Genomic DNA, 11,951 nt, shown 5'->3' on the forward strand with positions numbered 1-11,951 from the left:
TCGGAGCGTATGGGCAGGAATGCGGACCCGCGACCGGTGTGCGTCCGGGGCGGGGGAGGGGCGGCGCACGGGGAGGGCGAGGGGAGACGGATGGACACCGCGGAACGCACGGAGAGCACCGGCGAGGAGGCCACCGGACGACGCCGCTGGAACCGGAGGCCCCGGCTGCCGCGGTGGTCCCGCCGGGCCCGCCGGGTCCGGCGGATCACGCTCGGTGTCCTCCTCGCCGTGCTCCTCCCGCTGCTGGCCGCCGAGGTCACCCTCCGCGTGAACTACACGGGCGATCCCGCCGAGGGCACCCGCACCCGCGACCGCGACGCCCTCTGGCTCGGCCACGCCTGGGTCGACGGGCGCAGGACCGACGCGGACGTCACCGCCCTCGTCCGCCGCCTGCGGGACACCGGCGTCCGCGACCTGTACGTCCACGCCGGCCCCCTGGAACACGACGGGACGCTGCCGAAGTCGGCCTACCCGAAGGCCCGTTGGCTGATCGACCGCCTGCGGCAGAAGGCGCCGCACGTGCGCGTGCAGGCCTGGCTGGGCGACGAGGTGGCCCCCGAGAAGCCGCACGCGATGCATCTGGAGCGCCCGGCGACCCGCGCGGCCGTCGTCGCCTCCACCCGGCAGATCCTGGCCGCCGGATTCGCCGGCGCGCACTTCGACCTGGAGCCCCTGCACTCCGGCGACCGCGACTACCTCGCCCTGCTCGACTCCCTGCACCGCCTCACCCGCGCCCACGGCGCCGTGCTCTCCGTCGCCGCCCACCAGATCGACCCGCTGCCCGGCTTCCACTCCTTCTGGGGGACGGTCACCGGCCACCCCAAGTGGTGGTCGCAGGCGTACTTCGGGCAGGTCGCGCGCCGCGTCGACCAGATCGCCGTGATGTCGTACGACACCATGCAGCCGATGCCGAGCCTGTACGGCGGCTATGTCGCCCAGCAGACCTCGCTGGCCCTGGAGGCCACCCCGGACTCCACCGACCTCCTCATGGGCCTGCCCTTCTACCACGAGAACCGCTTCGGCCACTGGGCCCGTGCCGAGACCGTCCCCGCCGCCGTCCGCGGCGTCCGCCTCGGCCTGTCCCGCACGGACGCCGACCGCCCCGCTTTCGGAGTCGCCCTCTACGTCGACTTCGCGGCGACGGAGGCGGACTGGACGGCGTACGAGAGAGACTGGGTCCGGTGAGCCGTACCCGACAGCACCTGACCGCCGCCGACCTCACCCCTCTCACCCGCGCCGCCCTCGGCCCGTCCCGGACCCCCGTCGCCGTGACCCGGTTGCGCGGCGGCAGCAAGAAGGGCGCCTACCGGCTCCACCTCGACGACGGCTCCACCGCCGTCGCCTACGTGTGGTCCCCCGACGAGGACTACTGGGACGCCGGCCCGCCCGACCCGCGCGACCCCTTCTCCCACGGCACCGGCCTCGGCCTGTTCACCGCGGCGCACGACCGGCTGGCCGGCGCCGGCGTGCGCACGCCCCGGCTCCGGTACGCCGACGCCACCCGCGCCCACCTGCCCGCGGACGCGGCCGTCGTGGAGGACGTCACCGGCGGCAGCCTGGAGGAGGCCCTGCGGCACGACCCGCGGACGGCGGCCACGGCCCTGCGGCGCCTGGCGGACACGCTCGCCGTCCTGGACGCCCAGCGGGGCCCGGCCTTCGGCAAGGTCGCGCTCGTCGACAACGGCGGTACGTCGTACGGCACATCGTGCGAGCGGCGGGTCCTGGAGGACGGCCTGCGCAGCGTCGAGGAGGCCGCCGCACGCGAACCGCGCGTGGCCGCCGTGCGGACCGAGTTCGCCGGCCTGCTGCGGGCCTGGGCCGCCGAGGTCGGCCCCCGCACCCGCCACAGCCTCGTCCACGGCGAACTGGGGCCCGACCACGTCCTGTTGACCGCCGACGGCCACCCGGCCCTCATCGACATCGAGGGCCTGCTCTACTTCGACGCGGAGTGGGAGCACGTCTTCCTCGAACTGCGCTTCGGCCCCCACTACGACGTGCTGCGCACCCCGGAGCTGGACCCCGCCCGTCTGCGCCTGTACCGCCTGGCCATGCATCTCGGCCTGGTCTCGGGGCCGTTGACCCTGATCGAGGGTGACTTCCCCGAGCCCGGGGTGATGCGGGGGATCGCCGAGTTCAATCTCGGGCAGGCCCTCAGTCTGCTGCGGACCGCCTCCTGATCTTCGAGCCCAGCCACACCAGCGGGTCGTACTTGCGGTCCACGGCCCGCTCCTTCAGGGGGATCAGCGCATTGTCCGTGATCTTGATGCCCTCGGGGCACACCTCCGTGCAGCACTTGGTGATGTTGCAGTAGCCGAGGCCGTGCTCGTCCTGCGCGGTCTTCTTGCGGTCGAGGCCGGTGTCGGCGGCCGCGTCCAGCGGGTGCATGTCCAGCTCCGCGACCCGCATCAGGAAGCGCGGCCCGGCGTAGGCCGGCTTGTTCTCCTCGTGGTCGCGCACCACGTGGCAGACGTCCTGGCACAGGAAGCACTCGATGCACTTGCGGAACTCCTGCGAGCGGTCCACGTCCTCCTGCATCATCCGGTACTCGCCGGGACCGAGATCGGCGGGCGGCACGAAGGCCGGGACCTCCCGGGCCTTCTGGTAGTTGAAGCCGACGTCCGTCACCAGGTCCCGGACCACCGGGAAGGCGCGCAGCGGGGTGACGGTGATCGTCTCCTCCGGTGTGAACACCGACATCCGGGTCATGCACATCAGCCGTGGCCGCCCGTTGATCTCGGCCGAGCACGAACCGCACTTGCCCGCCTTGCAGTTCCAGCGGACCGCCAGGTCGGGCGCCTGCGTGGCCTGGAGGCGGTGGATGATGTCGAGGACCACCTCACCGTCGTTGACCTCGACCTCGAAGTCCTCCAGGCCGCCGCCCTTGACATCGCCCCGCCACACCTTGAAGCGGGCCTTGTAGCTGCTCACTCGTACAGCTCCTCTTCGGCGAGGTACTTGACCAGCTCTTCCTTGTCGAAGAGGGCGAGCAGGTCGGCGCGGACGGGTTCGGTGGTCTCGCGGGTGAGCTCGATCTGGCCGCGGACGGGGTCGGTCGCGGCCAGCCCGCCCGTCGGGTCGGTCAGCCGGCACAGCAGGTTGATGTTGCGCCACTTGCGGTCCATCGCCCCGAAGTCCTCGCGGGTGTGGCCGCCGCGCGACTCGGTGCGCTCCAGCGCCGCCCTCGCCACGCACTCGCTGACCAGCAGCATGTTGCGCAGGTCCAGGGCGAGGTGCCAGCCGGGGTTGAACTGCCGGTGACCCTCGACGCCGGCCCTGCGGGCCCGTACCCGAAGGTCGGCGAGCTTCTCCAGTGCCTGCTCCATCTCGCCCTCGCGGCGGATGATGCCGACCAGGTCGTTCATGGTCTGCTGGAGTTCCTGGTGCAGGGTGTACGGGTTCTCCGGCGGCCTGCCGTCGTCCTCGCCCGGCGCCGGGCCCTCCGCGGAGAACGGCCGCAGCGCCTCCGCCGCCGCCGTGTCCACCTGCACGTCGTCCACCGGCGGGCGCGCGCCGGCCAGTCCCGTCGCGTACTCGGCGGCGTGCCAGCCGGCCCGGCGTCCGAAGACCAGCAGGTCGGACAGGGAGTTGCCGCCCAGACGGTTGGAGCCGTGCATGCCGCCCGCGACCTCGCCGGCCGCGAACAGCCCCGGCACTCCGCGCGCCGCCGCCGAGTCGGAGTCGACGGCGATGCCGCCCATCACGTAGTGGCAGGTCGGCCCGACCTCCATCGCCTCCGCCGTGATGTCGACGTCCGCCAGCTCCTTGAACTGGTGGTACATCGACGGCAGCCGGCGCCGGATGACCTCGGCGGGCATACGGGTCGACACGTCCAGGAAGACTCCGCCGTGCGGCGAGCCGCGGCCGGCCTTCACCTCGGCGTTGATCGCCCGCGCCACCTCGTCACGCGGCAGCAGCTCCGGGGGCCGCCGGTTGTTGTCCGGGTCCTCGTACCAGCGGTCGCCCTCCTCCTCCGACTCCGCGTACTTCTCCTTGAAGACGTCGGGGACGTAGTCGAACATGAACCGCTTGCCCTCGGAGTTCTTGAGCACCCCGCCGTCACCGCGGACCGACTCGGTGACGAGGATGCCCTTCACCGACGGCGGCCAGACCATGCCCGTCGGGTGGAACTGCACGAACTCCATGTTCAGCAGGGGCGCGCCCGACAGCAGCGCCAGCGCGTGACCGTCGCCGGTGTACTCCCAGGAGTTCGACGTGACCTTGAAGGACTTGCCGATGCCACCGGTGGCGATCACCACGGCGGGCGCTTCCAGGACGAAGAAACGGCCGGTCTCGCGCTCGTACGCGAACACCCCGGAGACGCGCGAGCCGTCCTTGAGGATCCGGGTGACCGTGCACTCCTGGAAGACCTTCAGCCGCGACTCGTAGTCACCGGTCTCCCTCTTGTCCTCCTGTTGCAGGGAGACGATCTTCTGCTGCAGCGTCCGGATCAGCTCCAGGCCCGTCCGGTCGCCGACGTGCGCCAGGCGCGGGTACTCGTGGCCGCCGAAGTTGCGCTGGGAGATCTTCCCTTCCTTCGTACGGTCGAAGAGGGCGCCCCAGGTCTCCAGCTCCCAGACCCGCTGCGGGGCCTCCTGCGCGTGCAGCTCGGCCATCCGCCACTGGTTGAGGAACTTGCCGCCGCGCATGGTGTCGCGGAAGTGGACCTGCCAGTTGTCGTGCGGATTGGCGTTGGCCATCGCCGCCGCGATGCCGCCCTCGGCCATCACCGTGTGCGCCTTGCCGAACAGCGACTTGCAGATCACGGCCGTACGGGCGCCTCGCTCGCGCGCCTCGATGGCGGCCCGGAGGCCCGCGCCCCCGGCGCCGACCACGACGACGTCCCACTCCTGGCGGTCGACCACGGACATCAGTTAGGCCCCACTCATCTCAGTCAGAAGAAGCGCGGATCGTCGAAGACGCCGGACGCGAGGAGATAGACGTAGAAGTCGGCGAGCGCCACGCTCACCAACGACGCCCAGGCGAGCTGCATGTGCCGGGCGTTGAGCTTCCCGACGAACTGCCACGCCTTGTAGCGCACGGGGTGTTTGGAGAAGTGCTTGAGCTTGCCGCCGACGATGTGCCGGCAGGAGTGGCAGGAGATCGTGTACGTCCAGATCAGCACGATGTTGATCAGGAAGACGACCGTCCCGAGGCCCATGTGGCCCCAGTTCTCGTCCGTGTCGCGGAAGGACAGCACGGTGTCGTAGGTCAGCACGCCGGCGACCAGGATCGCCGCGTAGAAGAAGTACCGGTGGATGTTCTGCAGGATCAGCGGGAAGCGGGTCTCACCGGTGTACTTCTTGTGCGGCTCGGCGACCGCGCAGGCCGGGGGCGAGGCCCAGAAGCCCCGGTAGTAGGCCTTGCGGTAGTAGTAGCAGGTCAGGCGGAAGCCCAGCGGGAAGATCAGGATGATGATCGCCGGGGAGATCGCCCACCAGCTGCCGAAGAGGTCGGCGTTGGGGCCCGAGGGCATGTTCTTGCAGTTCTCCGCCAGACACGGCGAGTAGAACGGCGAGACGTACGGCGCCGAGTAGTAGTCCGCGTTCGCGAAGGCCCGCCACGTCGAGTACACGATGAAGGCGAGCAGACCGGCCGCGGTGGCGGCCGGAGCCAGCCACCAGCGGTCGGTGCGCAGGTGCGGGGCGTCGATCGCGGCGCGCGTACCGGTGCGTACGCCGCCGCTGTTCAGATGTGGTTCCGTACCAGTGGCCAATTCATGACTCCGGTCGGTTTCGGGGGCGCTGCTCAGCGGCGGTGTTCGGGCCCGTGGTGCGCGCCGAGCCCCTCGTCGTCGCAGTCCGTCCACTGAGTGTCGTCGTACGGCTGGTCGGGGATCGTGACGAGCTCGGGCTTGCGGGGGGCGGTCTGGAGCGTCGCCGACGCGCGCAGCAGCGCGACGCTCTCGCGCAGGTGGTCCGCGTCGGCGCGGACACGGCGTATGTCCAGGCCGCCGCTGCCGAGCTGCTGCTCGAGGCGGCCCACCGACCGGCTCAGGTCGTCGAGGCAGCGCTGGACGGACGTCAGGTCGTCTTGCACGGACATGACGTGACCTCACTTCCTTGGGCCTTGCAGGCCTCAGGTGGCAACGTTCATGCGCCTGCGAGTGTTGCGCGTCACACCTGTCGGTGGGAAGGGATGTGCAGCGATTGGCGGATTGCACGCCTCCAGTGCACGCCCGCAGGCGCTTCTTGTGCGCCGGGATGCGCGTTGCGCCCATCGGGTGGCCTTGAGCCGCCCGTCGCCGTGTCGCCCCCGGCAGACGAAACCCTTTCCTCTTCAGTGGGGCCGTACATCTGATCAACACCAAAATACCGCCAAATGTGATCAGAAGCCTTATCCGTGGCTTGGGCGGAAGCGGCTCCCCGGAGGTAACCAGAGATGTCCCACGACGGCGTCGGACCGCGCGCAGTGATGCGATCGGTCGCCTTCCTCACCGCGGGCGCCCTCGCGGTGCCCCTGCTCGCCGGATGCGGTTCCGACGACAAGGCGGGCAAGCCGCTCGCCCGACCGGAGATCGCCCCCGCCGCCCGCGCCCTGATCGCCGACGGCGGCACCCTGCGCTGGGCCGTCGACGACGTGCCGGAAACCCTCAACACCTTCCAGGCGGACGCCGACGCCGTCACCGGCCGGATCGCCCAGGCCGTGCTGCCGTCCATGTACCGGCAGGACGCGGCCGGCCGCCCGGTCCGCAACGCCGACTACCTGGAGTCCGCCAAGGTCGTCGACACCGAGCCCAAGCAGGTCGTGCTGTACAAGCTGAACCAGCAGGCGGTGTGGAGCGACGGCCGCGAGATCGGCGCCGCCGACTTCGCCGCCCAGTGGCGCGCCCTGTCCGGCAAGGACGGCGCCTACTGGACCGCCCGCAACGCCGGCTACGACCGCATCGAGAAGGTCGAGCGCGGCGCGAACGACCTCCAGGTCAAGGTCACCTTCGCCCGGCCGTACGCCGACTGGCAGTCGCTGTTCTCGCCGCTGTACCCGAAGGACGTCATGGGCACCCCCGACTCCTTCAACGACGGGGCGCGCCGCACCCTCAAGGTCACCGCGGGACCGTTCGCCGTCCAGAAGGTCGACCGCAAGGACGACAAGGTCACCCTCACGCGCAACCCGCGCTGGTGGGGGCACCCCGCCAAGCTCTCCGAGATCGACCTCGAGGCCGTACCGCTCGACAAGCGCGCCGACGCGCTGGCCGCCGGGAAGATCGACCTGGCCGAGATCGACCCCGGCGCCGCCGAACGCATCGATCTCGCGGCCCGGGCCAAGGGCACCGGCACCCCGCTGCAGGGCTCCTCCCCGCTGCTCGGCCCCGGCGGCGGACGCCTCTCCGCCAAGTCGCTGCGCTCCTGGACCCAGGCCCACGAGGACGAACTGTCCGGCAGCCGGCTGCGCGCCCTGAAGAAGCGGCTCCAGCAGCTCGAGCGGTACGAGAAGCAGGCGAACCTGCGCGGCTTCGAGGTCCGCAAGTCCCTGGAGCCCGCCTACACCCAGCTCGCCCTCAACGGCTCCACGGGCCCCCTCGCCGACGAACGCGTCCGCCGCGCCGTCGCCCGCGCCCTGGACCGCAAGGCCCTCGCCGAGGCCGTCCTCAAACCGCTCGGGCTGCCCGCGAAGCCGGTCGGCAGCCACCTCGCGCTGGCCGGGCAGGCCGCCTACGCCGACGGCAGCGGCGCCATCGGCGGCCAGGACACCGAGGAGGCGCAGGCGCTGCTCGCCGACGCCGGATGGGTGCGCGGCGGTCCCGTGAAGCCGGGCAAGAAGGGCGACAAGGCCGCGGGCGCCCCGGGGAAGAAGGCCCGGGACACGTCCGGGGACGACGACGGCACCTACATCGTCGGCGACGACAAGGGCGACGACCGCAAGGACCGCGGCGGCGAGGACGGGACCAGGCACCTCGCCGACGGCAAGCAGTACGGCGACGGGCACCTGCGGCAGGGCGGGGCGGCCGGCGCCTACGCCCCCAAGGGAACGGCCGCCCCGGCGGGCGCGTCGTCCGGTCTGCTCGCCAAGGACGGCAAGCCGCTCGTCCTGCGCTTCGTGATCCCCTCCGGGCCCGGCTCCGAGACCCTGCGCACCGTCGCCGACCGCATCGGCGGCATGCTGGCGCGGGTCGGTATCCGGACCGACGTCAGCAAGGTCTCCGACGACAGCTACTTCAAGGACCACATCGCCAGCGGCGAGTACGACCTCGCGCTGTACTCGTGGCCCGCCTCCGCCTTCCCCGCGACCGACGCCCGGCCCATCTACGCCAAGCCGGTCCCGGCCGCCGACGGCTCCCTGAACGTCGAGCAGAACTACACCCGCGTCGGCACCGACCAGGTCGACCAGCTCTTCGACCAGGCGGCGGGCACGCTGGACAGCGGCGAGAACCACGCCCTGATCCGCAAGGCCGACTCCCGCATCTGGGCCGCGGCCGGCTCCATCCCCCTCTACCAGCGCCCCCAGCTGACGGCGGCCCGCAAGACCCTCGTCAACACCGGCGCCTTCGGCTTCCAGACACCGCTCTACGAGGACATGGGCTTCCTGAGGAAGGGAGCGAAGCCTACGGCGAGCGCGTCCCCGAAGAGCTGAGGGGGCGGTAGCTCAGGGCTTGCTCAAATCGGTTGTCGTATCCGTCCGGCGCTCGCAGCATGAGACCACCAATGGATCATGCGGCGGGCGCCGGACGTCCGCGCACGGGGGAACGGGGACAGGACGTGCGGGGTATCACACGGGGGACCTGGGCGGCGGGGCTGGTCGCGGTGGTGGCGACTGCGGGGCTGACCGGCTGCACCGGCGGCGAGAGCACGAAGGACGAGGGGGCGAAGGCCTGCTCGAACGGGACGTACACCTGGTCGGGAGTCCGGCGCACCGAGCGGCTGACCGCGCTCGCCGCCCCCGTCTCCTTCGCCAAGAAGACGAGCTCCTACCGGGCCCATCTCGCACCCGTGGGGGACACCGTGCACCGGCCCACGGTTGCCGGCGCGCCCGCAGGTGTCGGCGCGGCCGGAGTGATCAAGGCGCTGGGCGCACATCTGAAGGTGAGCGAACCCCTTGCCGGCCCGTCCGAGACGGCCGAGGCCAGAGACGACCACTACTTCGAGGCGGCTGCCGGCGACCTGAAGGGCGCCTACTACTCCTGGTCGTGGGTCGGTCTGGTGGACGCCGACTTCACGTACACCTGCGGGGGCGACGCGCCGGTCAAGGGCCATGTCCGTACCTGGGACAGGAGCGGAAGCGGCTTCATGTCCTGCTCCGACGGCCCCGCGGACCGGGCCTCCGGACGGACGGCCGCTCGCCGGACGTGCCCGGACGGATCCAGGGCCACGAAGGGCGCCTGACACCGCGCCCGGCGGCCCGCGGAGGCCCCTCACCCCGATGCCCCGTACCATGGGGTGAGGCCGTGGCGTGTCCAGCCCGGCAGGGTCCGCGTATCACCGACGTACGTGCTGGCCTTCCTCACACTCCAGGAGTACGCCTTCATGGCCACGCGCCACGACATCCGTAACGTCGCCATCGTCGCCCACGTCGACCACGGCAAGACGACCATCGTCGACGGAATGCTGAAGCAGGCCGGTGCCTTCGCCGCCCACCAGCTCGACTCGGTCGACGACCGCATGATGGACTCGAACGACCTGGAGCGTGAGAAGGGCATCACGATCCTCGCCAAGAACACGGCGGTGAAGTACCACCCCAAGGACGGCGGGGACGTCATCACCATCAACATCATCGACACCCCCGGCCACGCCGACTTCGGCGGTGAGGTCGAGCGCGGTCTGTCGATGGTGGACGGCGTCGTGCTGCTCGTCGACGCCTCCGAGGGCCCGCTCCCGCAGACCCGCTTCGTGCTGCGCAAGGCCCTGCAGCAGCGCCTGCCCGTCATCCTGTGCATCAACAAGACGGACCGCCCGGACTCCCGCATCGACGAGGTCGTCAACGAGACGTACGACCTCTTCCTCGACCTGGACGCGGACGAGGAGCAGATCGAGTTCCCGATCGTCTACGCCTGCGGCCGTGACGGCATCGCGTCGCTGACCAAGCCGGAGAACGGCACGGTCCCGGCCGACTCCAGCAGCCTGGAGCCGTTCTTCTCCACGATCCTGGAGCACATCCCGGCCCCGACCTACGACGAGGCCGCCCCGCTCCAGGCCCACGTCACCAACCTGGACGCCGACAACTTCCTCGGCCGTATCGCGCTGCTGCGTGTCGAGCAGGGCGAGCTGCGCAAGGGCCAGACCGTCGCCTGGATCAAGCGGGACGGCTCCATCGCCAACGTCCGCATCTCCGAGCTGATGATGACCGAGGCGCTGACCCGCAAGCCCGCCGAGGTGGCCGGCCCCGGTGACATCTGCGCCGTCGCCGGTATCCCGGACATCATGATCGGCGAGACGCTGGCCGACCCGGAGAACCCGATCCCGCTCCCGCTGATCACGGTCGACGAGCCCGCGATCTCCATGACCATCGGCACCAACACCTCGCCGCTGGTCGGCCGTGGCGGCACCGGCAAGGGCGCCGACAACAAGGCGGCCGTCAAGGACCGCAAGGTGACCGCCCGTCAGGTCAAGGACCGGCTGGACCGCGAGCTGATCGGTAACGTCAGCCTGCGCGTGCTGGAGACCGAGCGCCCCGACGCCTGGGAGGTCCAGGGCCGTGGCGAGCTGGCGCTGGCCATCCTCGTGGAGACCATGCGCCGGGAGGGCTACGAGCTGACGGTCGGCAAGCCGCAGGTCGTGACGAAGGACGTGGACGGCAAGGTCTACGAGCCCGTCGAGCGCATGACCGTCGACGTGCCCGAGGAGCACATGGGCGCGGTCACGCAGCTCATGGGCGTCCGCAAGGGCCGGATGGACAACATGTCCAACCACGGTTCGGGCTGGGTGCGCATGGAGTTCGTCGTGCCCTCGCGCGGACTCATCGGGTTCCGGACGGAGTTCCTGACCCAGACCCGCGGCACCGGCATCGGCCACTCCATCCACGAGGGCTTCGAGCCCTGGTTCGGCACCCTGCAGACCCGTAACAACGGCTCCCTGGTCGCCGACCGCGCCGGTGCCGTCACGGCGTTCGCCATGACGAACCTTCAGGAGCGCGGCGTGCTGTTCGTCGAGCCCGGCACCGAGGTGTACGAGGGCATGATCGTCGGCGAGAACTCCCGCGCCGACGACATGGACGTCAACATCACCAAGGAGAAGAAGCTCACCAACATGCGGTCCTCGACGGCCGACGTGGCCGAGTCGATCGTGCCGCCGCGCAAGCTGTCGCTGGAGCAGTCCCTGGAGTTCTGCCGCGACGACGAGTGCGTCGAGGTGACCCCGGAGGCCGTGCGTATCCGCAAGGTGAACCTGGACGCCCGCGAGCGCGCCCGCGCGGCCAGCAGGGCCAAGCACGGCTGATTCGGGCCGTCGTAGTACGAGGCCGGGCGCTCCGCGAGGCGGGGCGCCCGGCCTCGTGTGGTGACGGGGGCGGCGCGGCCGGTTCGGCGGCCCGGCAAGGGCGGCGGCAGCCGCAGGGATAGGGAAAACCCTACTTCTCGTTCCGGATCGGCAAAACGCGGAAGGGGCCGCATTACCCTGCTGGCAGTGTGGTCCTTTGCTCCTCCTGTGAGTGCCGTTCAACGGCATTGCGGCGCAGGTCGGTTGGCCGAAAGGCGTCCGGGCGGGGGAGCTGTCGGCGCTCATACACAGCAGCCGCGGATCCGCAAGCGAATTTTCATGCCCTCCGCGTCCGGTATACGGACACGCGGGTCCGATAGGTGTGTAACAAGTCCGTTTCGCAGGGATCTTTCGGCAAACCCTTTGTCCGGATTTTGGAAGATGTACGCGTCAGGTGTGATCGAACCGAGACCTTGTGGGTGTGGTTCGGCCACGGCGCATGGCAGATAGTTAGGCGCGTAGAGCTCGGATCAACGGGTCACGCGCTGCAGGCGGCGCCGACTCACGAGCGCGGGGGACACCTGACCGTTTCAGGCACCGGTGACG

General features: G+C 70.7%; 9 protein-coding genes. 5 read left to right on the forward strand and 4 right to left on the reverse strand.

All coding sequences use genetic code 11. The features are described 5' to 3' along the window. Window positions 1-90: 90 nt before the first annotated feature. Together LN251_RS19245 and LN251_RS19250 are read left to right on the forward strand one after the other, a co-directional pair. A complete protein-coding gene (locus LN251_RS19245) occupies window positions 91-1,185 on the forward strand; it encodes a hypothetical protein (RefSeq protein WP_458245491.1) in 1,095 nt (364 codons plus the stop codon). Next, window positions 1,182-2,177 carry a phosphotransferase family protein gene (locus LN251_RS19250; protein ID WP_458245492.1) on the forward strand — a complete coding sequence of 332 codons (996 nt, stop codon included), beginning with the start codon at window positions 1,182-1,184 and terminating at the stop codon, window positions 2,175-2,177. Before LN251_RS19245 ends, LN251_RS19250 begins: the two co-directional genes overlap by 4 nt. On the opposite strand, the gene LN251_RS19255 is transcribed toward LN251_RS19250, so the two are convergent. From LN251_RS19255 to LN251_RS19270, 4 genes are read right to left on the reverse strand one after another with little or no spacing between them, the layout of a single operon-like run. After that, a complete protein-coding gene (locus LN251_RS19255) occupies window positions 2,152-2,928 on the reverse strand; it encodes a succinate dehydrogenase/fumarate reductase iron-sulfur subunit (protein WP_458245493.1) in 777 nt (258 codons plus the stop codon). The genes LN251_RS19250 and LN251_RS19255 overlap by 26 nt on opposite strands. Beyond that, window positions 2,925-4,868: a fumarate reductase/succinate dehydrogenase flavoprotein subunit gene (locus LN251_RS19260; protein ID WP_458245494.1), complete on the reverse strand. Its 1,944-nt coding sequence runs from the start codon at window positions 4,866-4,868 to the stop codon at window positions 2,925-2,927. The genes LN251_RS19255 and LN251_RS19260 overlap by 4 nt, the downstream gene beginning before the upstream one ends. A 23-nt stretch (window positions 4,869-4,891) precedes the next feature. Beyond that, window positions 4,892-5,713 (reverse strand): hypothetical protein, encoded by an 822-nt coding sequence (locus LN251_RS19265; RefSeq protein WP_383677088.1) that lies wholly within the window; start codon window positions 5,711-5,713, stop codon window positions 4,892-4,894. Between the two features lie 32 nt (window positions 5,714-5,745). Then, entirely contained in the window at window positions 5,746-6,042 is a 297-nt protein-coding gene (locus tag LN251_RS19270; RefSeq protein WP_058923438.1) for a hypothetical protein, read from the reverse strand. A gap of 336 nt (window positions 6,043-6,378) precedes the next feature. Between LN251_RS19270 and LN251_RS19275 the strand changes: the two genes are divergently transcribed. The 3 genes from LN251_RS19275 (at window position 6,379) to typA (ending at window position 11,366) form a co-directional block, all read left to right on the forward strand. Further along, the gene (locus LN251_RS19275) at window positions 6,379-8,568 is read left to right on the forward strand and encodes an ABC transporter family substrate-binding protein (RefSeq protein ID WP_458245495.1); all 2,190 of its coding nucleotides are present in this window, start codon (window positions 6,379-6,381) and stop codon (window positions 8,566-8,568) included. Window positions 8,569-8,693: 125 nt separating this feature from the next. Then, window positions 8,694-9,317 (forward strand): hypothetical protein, encoded by a 624-nt coding sequence (locus LN251_RS19280; protein WP_458245496.1) that lies wholly within the window; start codon window positions 8,694-8,696, stop codon window positions 9,315-9,317. A gap of 141 nt (window positions 9,318-9,458) precedes the next feature. Next, window positions 9,459-11,366, forward strand: a complete 1,908-nt coding sequence (gene typA / locus LN251_RS19285; protein ID WP_458245497.1) for a translational GTPase TypA — start codon at window positions 9,459-9,461, stop codon at window positions 11,364-11,366. The last annotated feature ends 585 nt before the right edge of the window (window positions 11,367-11,951 follow it).

The sequence above is a fragment of the Streptomyces sp. MAI_2237 genome (assembly GCF_054189285.1).

Coding starts and splice junctions, on each gene's coding strand:
- LN251_RS19245 (WP_458245491.1), top strand. CDS start 91: ATGGACACCGCGGAACGCACGGAGAGCACCGGCGAGGAGGCCACCGGA.
- LN251_RS19260 (WP_458245494.1), bottom strand. CDS start 4,868: ATGTCCGTGGTCGACCGCCAGGAGTGGGACGTCGTCGTGGTCGGCGCC.
- typA (WP_458245497.1), top strand. CDS start 9,459: ATGGCCACGCGCCACGACATCCGTAACGTCGCCATCGTCGCCCACGTC.
- LN251_RS19270 (WP_058923438.1), bottom strand. CDS start 6,042: ATGTCCGTGCAAGACGACCTGACGTCCGTCCAGCGCTGCCTCGACGAC.
- LN251_RS19275 (WP_458245495.1), top strand. CDS start 6,379: ATGTCCCACGACGGCGTCGGACCGCGCGCAGTGATGCGATCGGTCGCC.